15 protein-coding genes are annotated in these 18,629 nt (G+C 59.1%); 10 read left to right on the forward strand and 5 right to left on the reverse strand.

The window, feature by feature from the left end; genetic code table 11:
- Positions 1-4 precede the first annotated feature (4 nt).
- Both prpF and prpD read left to right on the forward strand, forming a co-directional pair.
- Positions 5-1,195, forward strand: a complete 1,191-nt coding sequence (gene prpF / locus F6R97_RS25165) for a 2-methylaconitate cis-trans isomerase PrpF (protein WP_315867248.1) — start codon at positions 5-7, stop codon at positions 1,193-1,195.
- A gap of 190 nt (positions 1,196-1,385) precedes the next feature.
- Positions 1,386-2,870, forward strand: a complete 1,485-nt coding sequence (gene prpD / locus F6R97_RS25170) for a 2-methylcitrate dehydratase (protein WP_315867249.1) — start codon at positions 1,386-1,388, stop codon at positions 2,868-2,870.
- 133 nt (positions 2,871-3,003) lie between these two features.
- Here prpD and F6R97_RS25175 read toward each other — a convergent pair whose 3' ends face one another.
- Entirely contained in the window at positions 3,004-3,822 is an 819-nt protein-coding gene (locus F6R97_RS25175) for a pyruvate, water dikinase regulatory protein (protein ID WP_007902088.1), read from the reverse strand.
- Between the two features lie 174 nt (positions 3,823-3,996).
- Between F6R97_RS25175 and ppsA the strand changes: the two genes are divergently transcribed.
- The 8 genes from ppsA to F6R97_RS25215 all read left to right on the forward strand — a co-directional run bounded on the left by ppsA (position 3,997) and on the right by F6R97_RS25215 (position 12,106).
- Positions 3,997-6,372, forward strand: coding sequence for a phosphoenolpyruvate synthase (gene ppsA / locus F6R97_RS25180; protein ID WP_038979908.1), 2,376 nt, complete (start codon positions 3,997-3,999; stop codon positions 6,370-6,372).
- A gap of 99 nt (positions 6,373-6,471) precedes the next feature.
- Positions 6,472-7,461: an alpha/beta fold hydrolase gene (locus tag F6R97_RS25185; protein WP_315867250.1), complete on the forward strand. Its 990-nt coding sequence runs from the start codon at positions 6,472-6,474 to the stop codon at positions 7,459-7,461.
- Between the two features lie 174 nt (positions 7,462-7,635).
- Positions 7,636-8,127 carry a ribonuclease E activity regulator RraA gene (gene rraA, locus F6R97_RS25190; RefSeq protein ID WP_007902085.1) on the forward strand — a complete coding sequence of 164 codons (492 nt, stop codon included), beginning with the start codon at positions 7,636-7,638 and terminating at the stop codon, positions 8,125-8,127.
- Between the two features lie 25 nt (positions 8,128-8,152).
- Positions 8,153-9,148 (forward strand): zinc transporter ZntB, encoded by a 996-nt coding sequence (locus F6R97_RS25195; protein ID WP_038979912.1) that lies wholly within the window; start codon positions 8,153-8,155, stop codon positions 9,146-9,148.
- Positions 9,149-9,211: 63 nt separating this feature from the next.
- Positions 9,212-9,460, forward strand: a complete 249-nt coding sequence (locus F6R97_RS25200; RefSeq protein WP_038979914.1) for a hypothetical protein — start codon at positions 9,212-9,214, stop codon at positions 9,458-9,460.
- A 2-nt stretch (positions 9,461-9,462) separates the two neighbouring features.
- A complete protein-coding gene (locus F6R97_RS25205; protein ID WP_007902078.1) occupies positions 9,463-10,287 on the forward strand; it encodes a mechanosensitive ion channel family protein in 825 nt (274 codons plus the stop codon).
- 86 nt (positions 10,288-10,373) lie between these two features.
- A complete protein-coding gene (sigX, locus tag F6R97_RS25210) occupies positions 10,374-10,964 on the forward strand; it encodes an RNA polymerase sigma factor SigX (RefSeq protein ID WP_038979916.1) in 591 nt (196 codons plus the stop codon).
- 107 nt (positions 10,965-11,071) lie between these two features.
- Positions 11,072-12,106, forward strand: coding sequence for an OmpA family protein (locus F6R97_RS25215; RefSeq protein WP_038979917.1), 1,035 nt, complete (start codon positions 11,072-11,074; stop codon positions 12,104-12,106).
- A gap of 83 nt (positions 12,107-12,189) precedes the next feature.
- On the opposite strand, the gene cobA is transcribed toward F6R97_RS25215, so the two are convergent.
- From cobA to nirB, 4 genes are read right to left on the reverse strand one after another with little or no spacing between them, the layout of a single operon-like run.
- Entirely contained in the window at positions 12,190-12,954 is a 765-nt protein-coding gene (gene cobA / locus F6R97_RS25220; RefSeq protein WP_038979919.1) for a uroporphyrinogen-III C-methyltransferase, read from the reverse strand.
- Positions 12,955-12,964: 10 nt separating this feature from the next.
- Positions 12,965-15,682 carry a molybdopterin-dependent oxidoreductase gene (locus F6R97_RS25225; RefSeq protein ID WP_315867251.1) on the reverse strand — a complete coding sequence of 906 codons (2,718 nt, stop codon included), beginning with the start codon at positions 15,680-15,682 and terminating at the stop codon, positions 12,965-12,967.
- Positions 15,682-15,999 carry a nitrite reductase small subunit NirD gene (nirD, locus tag F6R97_RS25230; protein WP_315867252.1) on the reverse strand — a complete coding sequence of 106 codons (318 nt, stop codon included), beginning with the start codon at positions 15,997-15,999 and terminating at the stop codon, positions 15,682-15,684. Before nirD ends, F6R97_RS25225 begins: the two co-directional genes overlap by 1 nt.
- Entirely contained in the window at positions 15,996-18,449 is a 2,454-nt protein-coding gene (nirB, locus tag F6R97_RS25235; RefSeq protein ID WP_038979924.1) for a nitrite reductase large subunit NirB, read from the reverse strand. Before nirB ends, nirD begins: the two co-directional genes overlap by 4 nt.
- Between the last annotated feature and the right edge of the window lie 180 nt (positions 18,450-18,629).

An 18,629-nucleotide genomic window follows, 5' to 3' on the forward strand; every position in this document is an offset into this window, starting at 1 on the left:
CAATATGGCTCACGCACCTCAAATTAAAATCCCTGCCACCTACATGCGCGGCGGCACCAGCAAAGGCGTGTTCTTCAGCCTGAAAGACCTGCCCGAAGCGGCACAGATTCCCGGCCCGGCTCGCGATGCGTTATTGCTGCGAGTGATCGGCAGCCCCGACCCTTACGACAAGCAAATCGACGGCATGGGCGGTGCGACGTCCAGCACCAGCAAAACCGTGATCCTGTCGAAAAGCCTCAAGGCCGACCATGACGTCGATTACCTGTTCGGTCAGGTCTCCATCGACAAGCCTTTCGTCGACTGGAGCGGCAACTGCGGCAACCTGTCGGCGGCGGTCGGTTCGTTCGCTGTCAGCAATGGCCTGGTGGACGCCAGCCGCATTCCATTTAACGGTGTGGCGGTGGTGCGCGTATGGCAGGCCAACATCGGCAAGACCATCATCGCCCATGTGCCGATCACCAATGGTGAGGTCCAGGAAACCGGCGATTTCGAACTCGATGGCGTGACCTTTCCGGCGGCCGAAGTGCAGCTCGAATTCATGGACCCGGCGGCGGAAGAAGAGGGTGGCGGTGGTTCGATGTTCCCCACCGGCAATCTGGTGGATGACCTCGAAGTGCCGGGCGTCGGTACGCTCAAGGCGACCCTGATCAATGCCGGCATTCCGACCATTTTCATCAATGCCGAAGACATCGGCTACACCGGTACCGAATTGCAGGGCGCGATCAACGGCGACCTGAAAGCCCTGGCGATGTTCGAAACCATCCGCGCTTACGGCGCGCTGCGCATGGGGCTGATTCAGCACCTGGACGAAGCAACCAAGCGTCAGCACACGCCGAAGGTGGCGTTCGTCGCCAAACCGGCGGATTACATTGCGTCCAGTGGCAAGGCGATCGCCGCTACCGACATTGACTTGCTGGTGCGCGCGCTGTCCATGGGCAAACTGCATCACGCAATGATGGGCACGGCGGCGGTGGCCATCGGCACGGCGGCGGCGATTTCCGGCACGCTGGTCAACCTGGCGGCGGGCGGCATCGAACGCAACGCCGTGCGCTTCGGCCATCCCTCCGGCACCTTGCGCGTGGGCGCCGAGGCCAGCCAGGTCAACGGTGAATGGACCGTGAACAAAGCCATCATGAGCCGCAGTGCGCGAGTGTTGATGGAAGGTTACGTCCGCGTGCCGGGGGATTGTTTCTAAACACATCCCCCTGTAGGAGCTGCCGAAGGCTGCGATCTTTTGATCTTGCCTTTTAAAAGCAAAATCAAAAGATCGCAGCCTTCGGCAGCTCCTACATTTAATCCCGTTCCTACAATAAGAAAGCAGTGCAGCCAGAGATTGATCCTGAACCGAGGTCCCATCAGCGAACCACTGACCGAGTGAATCGAACATGAGCGCCAACGTCGACCTGAACAACCGCCCCGACTACGACACGGTCCTGCAGGACATCGCCGATTACGTCCTCAACTTCAAAATCGAATCTACCGAGGCGCTGGATACCGCCCGCAATTGCCTGATGGACACCCTCGGCTGCGGTCTGCTGGCCCTGCGTTTTCCCGAATGCACCAAACACCTGGGACCCATCGTCGAAGGCACAGTCGTTCCCTTCGGTGCTCGCGTGCCGGGCACCAGTTATCGTCTCGATCCGGTCAAAGCCGCTTGGGACATCGGTTGCATCGTCCGCTGGCTCGATTACAACGACACCTGGCTCGCCGCCGAATGGGGTCATCCGTCCGATAACCTCGGCGCCATACTCGCGGTGGCCGACCACCTGTCGCAAAAGCGCCTGGCCAATGGCGACGCACCGCTGACCCTTCGCGTGGTGTTGGAAGCCATGATCATGGCCCATGAGATTCAAGGCGTGATTGCGCTGGAAAACTCTTTCAATCGCGTCGGTATCGATCACGTCATCCTGGTGAAAGTCGCCTCGACCGCCGTCACCGCCAAGCTCATGGGCGCCAATCGCGAGCAACTGCTGTCGGCGTTGTCCCATGCCTTTGCCGACGGCCAGGCCCTGCGCACTTACCGGCATGCACCCAATGCCGGGTCGCGTAAATCCTGGGCGGCAGGGGATGCATCCAGTCGTGGCGTGCGTCTGGCGGACATTGCGATGCGCGGGGAGATGGGCATTCCCGGTGTACTGACCGCCAAACAATGGGGGTTCTACGACGTGTTGTTCAGCCACACCAACAATGATCTGGCGCTTAAGCCTGAAGACAAACGAGCCTTCAGATTCTCTCGGGTGTTCGGCAGCTACGTGATGGAAAACGTGCTGTTCAAGATCAGCTTTCCCGCCGAGTTTCACGCGCAAACTGCCTGCGAGGCTGCCGTCACCCTGCATCCATTGGTCAGGAACCGCCTGCACGAAATCGACAAGATCGTCATCACCACCCACGAATCGGCGATCCGCATCATCTCCAAGGTCGGCCCGCTGGCCAACGCTGCGGACCGCGACCACTGCATCCAGTACATGACCGCCGTGCCCCTGGTGTTCGGTAATCTGGTGGCCGAGCAGTACGAAGACGACTTCCACGCCGTGCATCCGATTATCGATGTGCTGCGCGACAAAATGGTCATCGTCGAAGACCCGCGCTTCACCCGCGAATACCTGGAGCCGGATAAACGCTCCATCGCCAATGCGCTGCAGGTGTTCTTCAAGGACGGCTCCAGCACCGAGAACGTGGTGGTGGAGTACCCGATCGGCCATCGCCGTCGCCGCACCGATGGCATTCCGCTGCTGGAAGAGAAGTTCAAGGCCAACCTGGCGACGCGATTTACGGCGCAGCGGAGTGCCGAGATCTTTGCGTTGTGCAAGGATCAGGTTGCGCTTGAAGCGACGGCGGTGAACCGGTTTGTGGATTTGTTTGTGATCTAGTTACACCGCGTCATCGTTCAATCGCGGGCAAGCCCGCTCCCACAGGTTCTCGATTGTTTGCAGATTTTGCATTCAACACAGATCCCTGTGGGAGCGGGCTTGCCCGCGATGGCGGTGGAGCAGACGCCGGAAATTACTTGAACCGTCGCTCCACGCCTTTCTCTACTAAAATCTTCGCAGAGATCTCTTCCACGGAGAAGTGCGTGGAATTGATGTGGGCAATGTTCTCGCGGCGAAACAGATTCTCCACCTCGCGCACTTCGAATTCGCACTGCGCGTAGCTCGAATAGCGGCTGTTGGGCTTGCGCTCATTGCGGATGGCTGTAAGCCGGTCCGGGTCGATGGTCAGGCCGAACAGCTTGTGATGATGGGCGCGAAGCGCGGTTGGCAATTGCAGGCGCTCCATGTCGTCTTCGGTCAGCGGGTAATTGGCCGCACGGATGCCGAACTGCATGGCCATGTACAGACACGTCGGCGTCTTACCACAACGCGACACGCCCACTAGGATCAGATCGGCCTTGTCGTAATAATGCGTGCGGGCGCCGTCGTCATTGTCGAGAGCGAAGTTCACCGCCTCGATGCGCTCCATGTAATTGGAGTTGCCACCGATGGAGTGGGATTTGCCGACGGTGTAGGAAGAATGCTCGGTCAGTTCCTGTTCCAGCGGGGCCAGGAAGGTCGAGAAAATGTCGATCATGAAACCATTCGAGGTTGCGAGGATCTCACGAATGTCCTGATTGACAATGGTGTCGAAAATAATCGGACGAAAACCATCGTTTTCGGCGGCTTTGTTGATTTGTTGTACCATGGCCCGCGCTTTATCCGCGTTGTCGATGTAGGGCCGCGTGATTTTGCTGAAGGTAATGTTTTCGAACTGCGCCAACAGGCTTTGACCGAGCGTTTCGGCCGTAATGCCGGTGCCATCGGAGATAAAGAAAGCAGATCGTTTCATTTGCACCTTGGGCCTTAAGCTAGTGACGATTCTTGGATATAGTAGGCGCGATTTGCCGGCCACCCATGGTCCGCATTCTCACTTATTTTCCAGGTCCAGGCCATACAGCCGGCAAATGCTCCCCCGAGTCGCCGGCTTCTGAGCTTTTCCAACACAGTTAGTGGAGAGATCACCTTGGTAGAGTACGTAGTTTCCCTCGATAAGCTCGGCGTCCATGATGTAGAGCATGTGGGGGGCAAGAACGCATCCCTGGGCGAGATGATCAGTAACCTTGCAGGTGCCGGTGTATCGGTGCCCGGTGGCTTCGCCACGACAGCTCAGGCTTATCGTGATTTCCTGGAACTGAGCGGCCTGAACGATCAGATCCACGCCGCCCTCGACGCGCTGGATGTCGACGATGTCAACGCCCTGGCCAAAACCGGCGCCCAGATCCGTCAATGGATCATGGAAGCCGAATTCCCCGAGAAGCTCAACGCCGAGATCCGCACCGCGTTCGCCACGCTGTCGGCCGGCAACCCTGACATGGCCGTGGCCGTGCGCTCTTCCGCTACCGCCGAAGACTTGCCGGACGCTTCCTTCGCCGGCCAGCAGGAAACCTTCCTGAACATCCGTGGTGTCGAAAACGTTATTCGCGCCGCCAAAGAGGTGTTCGCTTCCCTGTTCAACGACCGTGCGATTTCCTACCGCGTCCACCAGGGCTTCGACCACAAGCTGGTTGCCCTGTCGGCCGGCGTGCAGCGCATGGTCCGCTCCGAAACCGGCACCGCCGGCGTGATGTTCACCCTCGATACCGAATCGGGCTTCCGTGACGTGGTGTTCATCACCGGCGCTTACGGCCTGGGTGAAACCGTCGTACAAGGCGCGGTGAACCCGGATGAATTCTATGTCCACAAAGGCACGCTGGAAGCCGGTCGTCCGGCCATCCTGCGTCGCAATCTGGGCAGCAAAGCCATCAAGATGATCTACGGCGAAGTGGCCACGGCCGGTAAATCGGTCAAGACCATCGACGTGGACAAGGCCGATCGCGCACGTTTCTGCCTGAGCGACGCCGAAGTCAGCGAGTTGGCCAAACAAGCGATGATCATCGAAAAGCACTACAAGTGCCCGATGGACATCGAATGGGCCAAAGACGGCGACGACGGCAAGCTCTACATCGTGCAGGCCCGTCCTGAAACCGTGAAGAGCCGCACTTCGGCCAACGTCATGGAACGTTACCTGTTGAAAGAAACCGGCACCGTGCTGGTGGAAGGTCGCGCCATCGGCCAGCGCATCGGCGCCGGCAAGGTGCGGATCATCAAAGACGTGTCCGAGATGGACAAAGTCCAGCCGGGCGACGTTCTGGTTTCCGACATGACCGACCCGGACTGGGAACCGGTCATGAAGCGCGCCAGCGCCATCGTCACCAATCGCGGCGGCCGTACCTGCCACGCGGCGATCATCGCTCGCGAGCTGGGTATCCCGGCCGTGGTCGGTTGCGGCAACGCCACTCAGCTGTTGAAAGACGGCCAGGGTGTGACCGTTTCTTGCGCTGAAGGCGACACCGGTTACATCTTCGAAGGCGAACTGGGCTTCGACATCAAGAAAAACTCCGTGGATGCCATGCCGGATCTGCCGTTCAAGATCATGATGAACGTCGGCAACCCGGACCGCGCCTTCGACTTCGCGCAACTGCCGAACGCCGGTGTGGGCCTGGCCCGTCTGGAATTCATCATCAACCGCATGATCGGTGTGCACCCGAAAGCGCTGTTGAACTACGACGGCTTGCCGCAAGAAATCAAGGACAGCGTCGACAAGCGCATCGCCGGTTACAACGACCCGGTCGGCTTCTATGTCGAGAAACTGGTCGAGGGCATCAGTACCCTGGCTGCAGCGTTCTGGCCGAAAAAGGTCATCGTGCGTCTGTCGGACTTCAAGTCCAACGAATACGCGAACCTGATCGGCGGCAAACTCTACGAGCCGGAAGAAGAGAACCCGATGCTGGGCTTCCGTGGTGCTTCGCGTTACATCAGCGAATCGTTCCGTGACTGCTTCGAGCTCGAGTGCCGCGCCCTCAAGCGCGTGCGCAACGAGATGGGCCTGACCAACGTCGAAATCATGGTGCCGTTCGTTCGCACCCTGGGCGAAGCGAGCCAGGTGGTCGATCTGCTGGCCGAAAACGGTCTGGCCCGTGGCGAAAACGGTCTGCGCGTGATCATGATGTGCGAACTGCCGTCCAACGCGATCCTGGCTGAAGAGTTCCTCGAGTTCTTCGACGGCTTCTCCATCGGCTCCAACGACCTGACTCAGCTGACACTGGGCCTGGACCGTGACTCCGGGATCATCGCGCACCTGTTCGACGAGCGTAATCCTGCGGTCAAGAAGCTGCTGGCCAATGCTATTCAGGCCTGCAACAAGGCCGGCAAGTACATCGGCATCTGCGGTCAGGGTCCTTCGGACCACCCTGATCTGGCCAAGTGGCTGATGGAGCAGGGCATCGAAAGCGTTTCGCTGAACCCCGATTCCGTGCTGGAAACCTGGTTCTTCCTGGCTGAAGGTCAGGCTTCGGTCTGATCGGTGAGTGAAGCCCTGGTCCGCTTCGGTGGGCCGGGGTTTTAAGATTCAAGTAGGGCGGGCTCCTCTGGATGCCGCCCTTTTTTGTGCAAGAGCATTATGCAAAGCAGCAGCAACCTATTTCCTGTCGCCCTGATCAGCGCCGAGCGGCGCGGTGATCTGAGCGAAGACGTCTATCGTTTGAAACCCGGCAACAGCCCCGACGGCACCGTCGAACTGGCTGTGACACGCCTGGGCCTGGCCGATGAACCGGCGGTGCGTGGCGTGCCGGTGATTCTGTTGCACGGCAGCTTTTCCAATCGACGGTTCTGGTTTTCTCCCAAAGGTTTGGGGTTGGGGGCTTATCTGACGCGTCTGGGATTCGATGTGTGGATCCCGGAAATGCGCGGTCATGGCCTGTCTCAGCGCAACCAGGACTATCGCAAGAACCGCGTCGCCGACTACGCGCGTTACGATTTGCCGGCCATTGGCGCGTTCGTGCGCGAGCAAAGCGGCCAGGTCCCACACTGGATCGGTCATTCGCTGGGAGGCATCACGCTGGCGGCGGCGCTGGGTGGGGAGTACATCGGCGAGCCTGTCGTCGCGTCCGCGGCGTTTTTTGGCACTCAAGTCAGCCGCACCTACTGGCCGTTGAAGTTCCCGCCGGTGGAGTGGAGCGGGCGCTTCATTCTCAAGCGATTTACCCAACTGTCAGGTTCACGGCTCAAGCGCGGCCCGGAGGACGAGCCGATTGGCCTGGCCCTGGAAAGCATGCGCTGGTACGGGCTGTTCGGCCGTTTTGGCGATGCCGACAAGGACTGGTGGGCGGGTTTGGCCAAGGTTCAGTTGCCAGTGCTGGCCGTGAGCGCCGCGGGCGATCATCAAGACCCGACATGGGCCTGCCGCAAGCTGTTCGATCAGGTCGGCTCCGAGCACAAGCAATTCATCACCCTTGGCCGCGAGCAAGGCTTTGGCGATAATTTCGGTCATGTGGAAATGCTTGTCAGCAAGTCTGCACAGACTGAAGTCTGGCCATTGGTGGCGCGTTGGCTGGCGGATCAACAGACGCCTTTGCTGGGTGGAAAGCCGGATTTGGCCGCGGCCGTTTGAGCCTGATGCTCTAACAAGGGCATTTCGCTCTGAACGGCTTGCGGCTAAGATATGACGCATTAAGCGGTTCTGGTCACTTTTGGTGATTGACTCGATCGGCGCGTTTGCAGCCGTTCAGCCTTGGCCCGCGTATGCTGCCTATTCGATTGTCTTCCTTCTTACAGGAGTTTCTCGATGAACCATTACCTCACGCCTGATCTGTGCGACGCCTACCCGGAGCTGGTACAGGTGCTGGAACCGATGTTCAGCAATTTCGGTGGCCGTGATTCTTTCGGTGGCGAAATCGTGACCATCAAATGTTTCGAAGATAATTCGCTGGTCAAGGAGCAAGTCGCGCTCAAGGGTAACGGTAAAGTGCTGGTGGTCGACGGTGGCGGCTCCCTGCGCCGCGCGCTGTTGGGCGACCTGCTGGCCGAGAAAGCCGCCAGTAACGGTTGGGAAGGGCTGGTGATCTACGGTTGCATCCGTGACGTCGACGTCATCGCGCAAACCGATCTGGGGGTTCAGGCCCTGGCCAGTCACCCGATGAAAACCGACCGGCGCGGTGTTGGTGAACTCAATATTGCCGTGACCTTCGCGGGTGTGACCTTCCACCCGGGGCACTATGTTTATGCGGACAACAACGGCGTGATCATTTCGCCAAGCCCGCTGAAGATGCCTGAATAAAGCGCGTTTCATTAAAGGGGTGAGGATGTTCGAGGAAGAAAACGCGCAGTGGGGGCTGGTGCATGCCCTGGTGCTGGACGGTAAAGGCGGTGCGCGTTCGATAGCCCGGACTGAACTCGATGACTTGCAGTTGCAGGCCCATGAAAGCCTGTGGCTGCACTGGGATCGTAGTCACCCGCAAACCCAGACCTGGCTGCGTAAGTACAGCGGTCTGAGTGAATTTAGTTGCGACTTGTTGCTGGAAGAGAACACCCGGCCGCGCCTTTTGCCGCTGCCGGACTCCGAGCTGTTGCTGTTTCTGCGCGGGATCAACCTCAATCCAGGTGCCGAGCCGGAAGACATGGTCTCGGTGCGGATCTTCGGTTCGGCCCAGCGGGTTATCTCCCTGCGTCTGCGGCCGTTGCGCGCCACCGATGAGTTGCTGGTGCAGCTGGCCGAAGGCAAAGGGCCGAGAACCGCTTCCGAACTGATCCTTTATATGGCGCAATACCTCACCAACAAAGTGCAGGATCTGGTCAGTTGCCTCTCGGAAATCGTCGATGAGGAAGAAGAAAAGCTGGATACCGACGAACGGTATACACCGGAGCATGGGGCCGTTTTGCAGATCCGTCGCAGAGCGGCCGCACTGAAGCGTTTTCTGGCACCGCAGCGGGATATTTTCGGTCAGCTGACGCGGATAAAACTGCCGTGGTTCGTTGAAGACGATGGCGATTACTGGAACGAATTGAACAACAGCCTGACCCGTTATCTCGAGGAGCTGGAGTTGACCCGGGAGCGCGTGGGGCTGGTCCTGGAGGCCGAAGACCGGCGTCTGAGCGTGCGGATGAACCGCACGATGTACCGCTTCGGGATCATCACCGGAATTTTTTTGCCGATGAGTTTTCTGACCGGTCTTCTGGGAATTAACGTCGGCGGTATTCCGTTCTCCACCAGCCCTTATGGCTTCCTGATCGCCTGCTTGCTGGCAGGCTCGGTAGCGCTGGGGCAGTGGTGGCTATTCCGACGTTTGCGCTGGTTCTGATGATGAGTCATGTGACCCGACCAAATTTGACCGCGTCTTTCACAGATATCACGAGAGGTGCGTATGCACGATCCGTTTGAACAGTCTTTGCGTGACATGCTCAAAGCTTCGCCGTCCAGCCGTGACGACGATGCCTGCCTGGGTCGCGTGCTGAAAACCGCCAACCGCCAGGTCGGTGCCGGCGATCTGTTCAGCCTGCTGGGCCGTTGGCTGCCCGCGCTGATGATCGCCCTGAATAACGGATCGGCCCATGTCGCGCCGGTCTCCCGTCTTCGTAAACCTTCCGCTCGCACTGCTGATAAGGCTGATTGAATATGGAACTTGATCTCTGGACTCAGAGCCTCGTCACTGCAATGACTGCGTTATGGACCAAAGTTGCGAACTTCATTCCGAACCTGTTTGGCGCACTGGTTGTGCTGCTGCTGGGTTTTGTCGTGGCCAAACTGCTGGACACGCTGCTCTCCAAATTGCTTGCCAAACTGGGCCTCGATCGCCTGATGGGCGGTACCGGGCTGACCAAATTGCTGTCCCGCGCCGGCCTTCAGGTGCCTATCTCGACATTGATCGGCAAGATCGTTTATTGGTTCGTTCTGCTGATTTTTCTGGTTTCTGCCGCAGAATCACTTGGACTTGAGCGAGTTTCGGCTACGCTGGACATGTTGGCGCTGTATTTGCCGAAAGTATTTGGCGCGGCGCTGGTGCTGCTGGTGGGTGTCTTGCTGGCGCAACTGGCCAATGGGCTGGTGCGTGGCGCGGCAGAAGGCGTAGGTCTTGATTACGCAGCGGGCCTGGGGCGAATTGCCCAGGGCCTGGTGATCATCATCAGTATTTCGGTTGCGATCAGTCAGTTGGAGGTCAAAACAGACCTGCTCAACCATGTGATCGTGATCGTCTTGATTACCGTTGGTCTGGCGGTTGCGCTGGCCATGGGTTTGGGAAGCCGGGAAATTGCCGGTCAGATTCTTGCGGGAATCTATGTGCGTGAGTTGTATCAGGTTGGGCAACAAGTGCGTGTTGGCGAGGTCGAAGGTCAGATCGAAGAGATCGGCACGGTTAAAACCACCGTGCTGACCGATGAGGGTGAGCTAGTCTCTCTCTCGAATCGGATTCTCTTGGAGCAGCATGTGAGTAGCCGCTAACCCGGCAAATCCTGCTAATGTATGCCGCCGCAAAATGCCCTGAAGGGCTGCGGCGGACATTGACCTGACTGTCGGCCAGACTTGTTTTGAATAAAGCTCAATTGCTCTCCACGCGCTACGACCCCCGCGAGCTCTCTGATGAGGAGTTGGTCGCGCGCTCGCATAACGAGCTGTTTCACGTAACGCGCGCTTATGAAGAACTGATGCGGCGTTACCAGCGAACATTATTTAACGTTTGTGCACGGTATCTCGGGAACGATCGTGACGCAGATGATGTCTGTCAGGAAGTGATGTTGAAGGTGCTGTACGGCCTGAAGAACTTCGAGGGCAAATCGAAGTTCAAGACGTGGCTATATAGCATCACGTACAACGAGTGCATCACGCAGTATCGGAAAGAACGGCGAAAGCGTCGCTTGATGGACGCTTTGAGTCTGGACCCCCTTGAGGAAGCGTCTGAAGAAAAGATGCCGAAACCCGAGGAGAAGGGCGGACTTGATCGCTGGCTGGTGTATGTGAACCCGATCGACCGTGAAATTCTGGTGCTACGATTTGTCGCAGAGCTGGAATTTCAGGAGATCGCAGACATAATGCACATGGGTTTGAGTGCGACAAAAATGCGTTACAAACGCGCTCTAGACAAATTGCGTGAGAAATTTGCAGGCATTGCTGAAACTTAGTTCGGCGCAAATATCTCTTACGTGTAGGCAAGTTCTGATAGACTTGCCGCCGAGTTGTCCCCCGGTTTGCGGGACTGCTTCACAATCACCAGATGGGGATTTAACGGATGAAACTGAAAAACACCTTGGGCTTGGCCATTGGTTCTCTTATTGCTGCCACTTCGTTCGGCGCTCTGGCACAAGGCCAAGGCGCAGTTGAAATCGAAGGCTTCGCTAAGAAAGAAATGTTCGATAGCGCTCGTGACTTCAAGAACAACGGCAACCTGTTCGGCGGTTCTGTTGGTTACTTCCTGACCGACGACGTTGAACTGCGTCTGGCCTACGACGAAGTGCACAACGCACGTGCCGAAGACGGCCGTAACATCAAGGGCTCCAACACCGCTCTGGATGCTCTGTACCACTTCAACAACCCGGGCGACATGCTGCGTCCGTACGTATCGGCTGGCTTCTCCGATCAGAGCATCGGTCAGAACGGCAAAAGCGGTCGTAACGGTTCCACCTTCGCCAACGTTGGCGGCGGTGCCAAGTTGTACTTCACTGACAACTTCTACGCCCGTGCCGGCGTTGAAGCTCAGTACAACATCGACCAGGGCGACACCGAGTGGGCTCCTAGCGTTGGTATCGGTGTGAACTTCGGTGGCGGCTCCAAGCCTGCTGCTGCTCCAGTTCCAGCACCAGCTGAAGTCTGCGCCGACAGCGACAACGATGGCGTTTGCGACAACGTTGACAAGTGCCCAGACACCCCAGCCAACGTAACTGTTGACGCTGATGGCTGCCCGGCAGTTGCTGAAGTTGTTCGTGTTGAGCTGGACGTGAAATTCGACTTCGACAAGTCGGTAGTCAAGCCTAACAGCTACGGCGACATCAAAAACCTGGCTGACTTCATGAAGCAGTACCCATCCACCACTACTACTGTTGAAGGTCACACTGACTCCGTCGGTCCTGACGCTTACAACCAGAAACTGTCCGAGCGTCGTGCAAACGCCGTTAAGCAAGTTCTGACCAACCAGTACGGTGTTGAATCGTCCCGCGTTCAGTCTGTTGGCTACGGCGAATCCCGCCCAGTTGCTGACAACAAAACTGACGCTGGTCGCGCTGTAAACCGTCGCGTAGAAGCGCAGGTTGAAGCTAGCGCTAAGTAATTAGCTCGCAGCTCTGGAAAAGCCCGGCTTAGGCCGGGCTTTTCTTTGTCTGCGATTTGGTGATGAGGGGTTGGCAGGTAGATTCAAGCTGATTGATCGGCCGCCATCGCGGGCAAGCCACGCTCCCACTGAGATGACGTTGCACAGGCTGCCACTGCTCCAATCACCAAAATGGCTGGGCTTTTCAATTCAAAGGCGCGGGCATCGAGTTCCATGGCTGCCAAGTCGCTCCGACATTCCCGTTGATGCGGCAGGGAAGCATTTTCGATCATCGCCACAGGTGTATCGGTAGCCATTCCGCCGGCCAACAGCTGTTCGCGAATCTCACTGAGCTTCGCTACGCCCATATAGATCACCAGCGTAGTGCCCCCTTGAGCCAGGGCCTGCCAATTCAGGCTGCTGTCATCCTGAGTGTGCGCCGTGACCAGTGTCACTCCACGCGCGACGCCCCTTAGCGTCAGCGGAATATCGCATTGGGTCGCGCCGGCAAGACCAGCGGTGATGCCATTGACCAGCTCAACCTCGACGCCACGCTCACGCAGCCACTGCGCTTCTTCACCGCCGCGCCCGAAGATGCACGGATCGCCACCCTTGAGCCGCACCACGCATTTGCCGTGACGGGTATAACGCAGCATCAGGCGATGAATGAAAGCTTGAGGCGTGGAGCGACAGCCACCGCGCTTACCCACAGGAATAATGCGCGCGTTCGGGCAATGCTCCAGCACCGCGTCATTGACCAGATCGTCGATCAACACGACGTCCGCTTCGCGCAACGCTCGAACCGCCTTGAGGGTCAGCAATTCAGGATCGCCAGGACCCGCACCCACCAGCCAGACTTTTGCGCTCATAGTGTTTTCCTCACGAGATGACGGCGACTGGCTGCGCAGTGGCGGCCAGCAAACGCTTGATTTCCGGGACGCAGGAGCCGCATTGCGTGCCACAGCCCAATTCTTGTTTCAAGCCCTGCAAGTCCAGACCACGGCTGATGCCAGCACACACGGCGTTCTGGCTGACGTTCATGCAGTTGCACAGGGTTTTGGTGCCCGATGCCGGACCGCCAGCGCTGCCCGGTGGCGCACTCAAAGGTGCCAGCAGCCAACGGCGTAGTTGTTCGTCGGCGCGACCTTCGAGCCACAGGCTTTGCAGCCAGTGCTGGGCGAGGGTTTCACCGGCCAGGCGAATCGCGGTGATCCGACCGTTCTCGATCCGTACCCGCTTGCCGATCGAGCGCCGAGGATCGTCGTAGGCCAATACCGGACCGTCGTTGAGCCCCAGATATTGATCGATATCACGCAACAGCTGCGGCTCTGGCGCGGTGGCGCTGGCGGCGCGTATCAGCAGTGCAGGGCGCTCGCGGCCGGTAAGGCTGAGGCTTGCGTAGGAAAACGCCTCGCAGAGCGGTCGTAGCGTCTCCAAGTGCTGCTGAACATCACCCTCAATCAGGGCGAAAAGCTGCCAAGGCAATTGCACAGGCTCGAGTCGTACACCGCTGTGTTTGAGTTCCGGTTGTTTCGACAATGGGTCGAAGGCGGGAAGGGTGAGGGTATTCACGCCGCCCTTGAGAAAGCGGTCGCCCCAATGCATCGGCAGAAACGCCTGGCCCGGACGTACGCTGTCATCGCTGCTGACCGGCACGATCACCGAGCCCCGGCGACTTTTCAGATTGATCAGGTCGCCAGGTTGCAGGCGATGCCGACGCAGTTCATCCGGGTGCAGGCTCAACACGGCTTCGCTGACATGGCCGAATAGCTGCGCGGCGGTACCGGTGCGGCTCATGCCGTGCCATTGATCGCGCAGGCGGCCGGTGATCAGGGTCAGCGGAAAACGCGCATCGCGTTGTTCCTTGGCGGCGCGATACGGGTCGGTCACGAATTGAGCGCGCCCACTGGCGGTCGGGAAAACTCCGTCGAGATACAGCCGCGCCGTGCCTTCGCGCGCTCCGGCGGGGAAGGGCCATTGCTGCGGACCGAGTTGGTCGATCAATTCATGGCTGATCCCGGAGAGGTCGAGGTCGCGGTCGCGCGTCAGGTGTTTGTATTCGTCGAAGACCTGCGCCGGGGTTTCAAAGGCAAACAGGCTGGTTGCTCCAGGGCGCAGATATTTTTCCAGGCGCTGTGCGAAATCCACTGTGATCGCCCAGTCGGGCCGTGCTTCACCGGGTGCGCCGATGGCCTGACGGACGTGGGAAATGCGCCGTTCGGAGTTGGTGACCGTGCCGTCCTTTTCACCCCAACTGGCGGCGGGCAACAGCAGGTCGGCGAACGCAGCGGTTTCGGTGGTGCGAAAGGCTTCCTGCAACACCACGAACGGGCAGTCTTGCAGCGCCGCGCGCACAGCGGTCTGATCCGGCAGCGACTGTGCAGGGTTGGTGCAGGCGATCCACAGGGCTTTGATCTTGCCGCTGCGCATCTGCTCGAACAGTTCGATGGCGGTTAGCCCGGTGTTCGCGGGCAGTTGATCAACGCCCCAGTAGTCGGCCACTTGTGCGCGGTGGTCGGCATTGGCCGCTTCGCGATGGCCTGGCAGCAGGTTCGACAAACTGCCGGTTTCCCGGCCGCCCATGGCATTCGGCTGACCGGTTAGGGAGAAAGGTCCTGCGCCGGGGCGGCCGATTTGTCCGGTGGCCAGGTGCAGGTTGATCAACGCGCTGTTTTTTGCGCTGCCGGCGGTGGACTGATTCAGCCCCATGCACCACAGCGACAGAAAGCTCGGTGAAGTGCCGACCCATTCCGCGCATTGATGCAGTTGTTCGACGCTGATGCCGCAGAGTTGCGAAACCATTGTCGGGGTGTAATCGCGCACCAGTTTTTTCAGCTCGGCCAGGCCTTCGGTGTGGGCCTTGATGAAGTCGCGGTCGACCCAGTCTTCCCACAGCAACAGGTGCAAAATCCCATGGAACAAGGCGACATCGGTGCCGGGCAGAATCGCCAAATGCATATCGGCCAAATCGCAGGTGTCGGTGCGCCGTGGGTCGATGACGATGACTTTCATCTGTGGGCGGCGGGATTTGGCTTCTTCCAGGCGACGAAACAGTACCGGGTGAGCGTAGGCCATGTTGCTGCCGACGATCATCACGCATTCGCTCAATTCCAGGTCTTCATAGCTGCAGGGCGGCGCATCGGCACCGAGGCTGCGCTTGTAGCCGACTACCGCAGAAGACATGCACAGCCGCGAATTGCTGTCGATGTTGTTGGTGCCCACCAGCGCCCGCGCCAGTTTGTTGAAGGCGTAGTAATCCTCGGTCAGCAATTGCCCGGAGATATAGAACGCAACGCTGTCCGGGCCGTGCTCGGCGATGGTCTCGGCGAAGACGCTGGCGGCGTGATCGAGAGCCGTGTCCCAGTCGGTGCGGCTGCGGGCCAGGCCTTTGCCCAGGCGCAATTCCGGGTACAACGCCCGTGCTGCCAAGTCGCCGGTCAGGTGCAGGGTCGAACCTTTACTGCACAATTTGCCGAAGTTGGCCGGGTGCGCAGGATCGCCGCTGACGCCGAGGATGCGCTCGCCGTCGTGTTCGATCAGCACGCCGCAGCCGACCCCGCAGTAGCAGCAGGTGGAGGCGGTGATTTGACGGTCCATCAGCGTGCTTCCCGTAGGGCCAGCAGCACGCGGCCGTTCTCGACTCGTGCCGAATGATGGTGGGCGCAGCCGACATCCGGGGCCTGAGCCTCGCCGGTTTCCAGGTCGATCTGCCAGTTGTGCAGCGGGCAGGCCACTCGTTTGCCGTAGATCAAACCCTGGGACAGCGGCCCGCCCTTATGCGGGCAGCGGTCGTCGAGGGCGAAAACCTCATCGTCGCTCGTACGAAAAATCGCGATGTCGCCTTTCGGGCCGGCGATGATCCGCGAGCCAAGGGTGTTGATCTCTTCCAGTGCGCAGATATCCAGCCAGTTCATACCGACACCTCCAGGTTCTTCACGGGAATGACCTCGAATTCTTTTTTCAGCAGTGGCTGTTCGAGGCGTTCCTTCCAGGGGTCCTGTTCGAACGACAGGGAAAATTGCAGGCGATCGTTCAAGGCCTTGCGCCGCTCCGGGTCTTCCAGCACGGCTTTCTTGATGTGCTCCATGCCGACCCGTTGCAGGTAATGCACGGTGCGCTCGAGGTAGAAGGCTTCTTCGCGATACAGCTGCAGGAACGCGCCGTTGTATTCGCGCACTTCTTCGGCGGTTTTCAGTTTGACGAAGAACTCCGCGACTTCGGTTTTGATCCCGCCATTGCCACCGATGTACATCTCCCAGCCGGAGTCCACGCCGATAATTCCGACGTCCTTGATTCCCGCTTCCGAGCAATTGCGTGGGCAACCGGAGACGGCCAGTTTCACTTTGTGCGGCGACCACATGTTGAACAGGTCGTGCTCAAGCTCGATGCCCAGTTGCGTGGAATTCTGGGTGCCGAAGCGGCAGAACTCGCTGCCGACGCAGGTTTTTACCGTGCGGATGGATTTGCCGTAGGCGTGACCGGACGCCATGTCCAGGTCTTTCCAGACGCCTGGCAGGTCCTGTTTTTTGATCCCCAGCAAGTCGATGCGCTGGCCGCCAGTGACCTTGACCATCGGCACGTTGTACTTGTCGGCCACGTCGGCAATGCGCCGCAGCTCTGAAGGATTGGTCACACCGCCCCACATCCGCGGGACTACAGAGTAAGTGCCGTCTTTCTGAATGTTGGCGTGGGCGCGTTCGTTGATCAGGCGCGATTGCGGGTCGTCCTTGGCCTCGCCCGGCCAGGTGGAAATCAGGTAGTAGTTGAGGGCCGGACGGCACGTGGCGCAACCGTTCGGGGTACGCCAGTTCAGGTAGCTCATGGTGCCAGCGATGGTCAGCAAGTGCTGGTCTCGGATGGCTTGGCGGATTTGCCCGTGGTTCAGGTCGCTGCAACCGCAGATGGCTTTTTCGCTTTTCGGTTTGACGTCCGCCGCACCGCCCACGGTATTGATCAGGATCTGCTCGACGAGGCCGGCGCAGGAACCGCAAGAACTGGCGGCCTTGGTGTGTTTTTTTACGTCATCAACGCTGAACAGACCGTGTTCCTGGATGGCCTTGACGATGGTGCCTTTGCACACGCCGTTGCAGCCGCAGACTTCGGCGGTGTCGGCCATGCTCATGGCTTTGTCCTGGCCTTGATGTCCTACGTCACCGAGGGCGTTTTCGCCGAACATCAGGTGATCGCGGATCTCGCCGATGCCATGGTTCTCACGGATCTGTCGGAAATACCAACCACCATCTGCCGTATCGCCGTACAGACAGGCGCCGACCAGCACGTCATCCTTGATCACCAGTTTTTTGTAGACCCCGCCGATCGGGTCGGAGAGGGTGATGGTTTCGGTGCCTTCGCCGCCCATGAAGTCGCCGGCAGAAAACAGGTCGATGCCGGTGACTTTCAATTTGGTCGAAGTCACCGAACCCTTGTAGGTGGCGAAACCCAGTTGGGCGAGGTGGTTGGCGCATACCTTGGCCTGTTCGAACAGCGGCGCGACCAGACCGTAGGCGATACCACGGTGGCTGGCGCATTCGCCGATGGCGTAGACCCGAGGGTCGTAGGTTTGCATCGTGTCGTTGACCAGAATCCCGCGGTTGCACGGGATACCGGATTTTTCCGCGAGTTCGGTATTGGGGCGAATACCGGCGGCCATCACCACCAGATCGGCGGGGATGATGTCGCCGTTCTTGAACTGCACCGAGCCGACCCGGCCGTTGCCGGCATCGTGCAGAGCCTGGGTCTGTTCGCACAGGCGAAAGTGCAGGCCACGAGCTTCCAGGGCGGTTTGCAGGAGTTGACCGCTGGTTTTGTCCAGTTGCCGTTCCAGCAGCCATTCGCCGATGTGCACCACGGTGACGTGCATGCCGCGCAGCATCAGGCCGTTGGCGGCTTCAAGGCCCAGCAGGCCACCGCCGATAACCACGGCATGTTTGTGGGTCTTGGCGGTGTCGATCATCGCTTGCGTGTCGGCAATGTCGCGATAGCCGATCACGCCCTGCAAGGTGTTGCCGGGGATCGGCAGGATGAACGGGGTCGAACCGGTGGCAATCAGCAGACGGTCGTATTCGGCCTCGGTGCCGTCCTCGGCGATGACCCGACGTTTGACCCGGTCGATCTCCACCACTTTGCGGTTGAGCAGCAGCTTGATGTTGTTTTCCAGGTACCAGTCCAGATCGTTGAGCACGATCTCTTCGAACGTCTGTTCGCCGGCCAGTACGGGCGACAGCAGGATGCGGTTGTAGTTGGTATGGGGTTCGGCGCCGAAGACCGTGATGTCGTACAGCTCATTACTCAGCTTGAGCAGTTCTTCCAGGGTGCGAACCCCGGCCATGCCGTTGCCGATCATCACTAGTTTTAGTTTTTTCATCAGGTTCTCCGGGGAGCTCGGGCCTGCCTCATCAGGGCATTCAGGCCTTGCTCGACAAAATTTTGCGCAAACAAAAAAAGGCGTCCCGCTAGTTAACTAGCGAGGACGCCTTTGTCCTTGTCCCGTTCTCTCGGGCAGCGCAGCCTTCTACGTTGAAGGTTGGGCTTTATGTATGTTGGG

Origin of the sequence: Pseudomonas sp. JV414, from assembly GCF_032424305.1 — a bacterium.
Taxonomy (GTDB): Bacteria; Pseudomonadota; Gammaproteobacteria; order Pseudomonadales; family Pseudomonadaceae; genus Aquipseudomonas; species Aquipseudomonas lini.

What these genes read in the sequence shown, in the direction of transcription:
- prpF (WP_315867248.1), top strand. Translation starts at nt 5, where the DNA reads ATGGCTCACGCACCTCAAATTAAAATCCCTGCCACCTACATGCGCGGC.
- prpD (WP_315867249.1), top strand. Translation starts at nt 1,386, where the DNA reads ATGAGCGCCAACGTCGACCTGAACAACCGCCCCGACTACGACACGGTC.
- F6R97_RS25175 (WP_007902088.1), bottom strand. Translation starts at nt 3,822, where the DNA reads ATGAAACGATCTGCTTTCTTTATCTCCGATGGCACCGGCATTACGGCC.
- F6R97_RS25185 (WP_315867250.1), top strand. Translation starts at nt 6,472, where the DNA reads ATGCAAAGCAGCAGCAACCTATTTCCTGTCGCCCTGATCAGCGCCGAG.
- rraA (WP_007902085.1), top strand. Translation starts at nt 7,636, where the DNA reads ATGAACCATTACCTCACGCCTGATCTGTGCGACGCCTACCCGGAGCTG.
- F6R97_RS25195 (WP_038979912.1), top strand. Translation starts at nt 8,153, where the DNA reads ATGTTCGAGGAAGAAAACGCGCAGTGGGGGCTGGTGCATGCCCTGGTG.
- F6R97_RS25200 (WP_038979914.1), top strand. Translation starts at nt 9,212, where the DNA reads ATGCACGATCCGTTTGAACAGTCTTTGCGTGACATGCTCAAAGCTTCG.
- F6R97_RS25205 (WP_007902078.1), top strand. Translation starts at nt 9,463, where the DNA reads ATGGAACTTGATCTCTGGACTCAGAGCCTCGTCACTGCAATGACTGCG.
- F6R97_RS25215 (WP_038979917.1), top strand. Translation starts at nt 11,072, where the DNA reads ATGAAACTGAAAAACACCTTGGGCTTGGCCATTGGTTCTCTTATTGCT.
- cobA (WP_038979919.1), bottom strand. Translation starts at nt 12,954, where the DNA reads ATGAGCGCAAAAGTCTGGCTGGTGGGTGCGGGTCCTGGCGATCCTGAA.
- F6R97_RS25225 (WP_315867251.1), bottom strand. Translation starts at nt 15,682, where the DNA reads ATGGACCGTCAAATCACCGCCTCCACCTGCTGCTACTGCGGGGTCGGC.
- nirD (WP_315867252.1), bottom strand. Translation starts at nt 15,999, where the DNA reads ATGAACTGGCTGGATATCTGCGCACTGGAAGAGATCAACACCCTTGGC.
- nirB (WP_038979924.1), bottom strand. Translation starts at nt 18,449, where the DNA reads ATGAAAAAACTAAAACTAGTGATGATCGGCAACGGCATGGCCGGGGTT.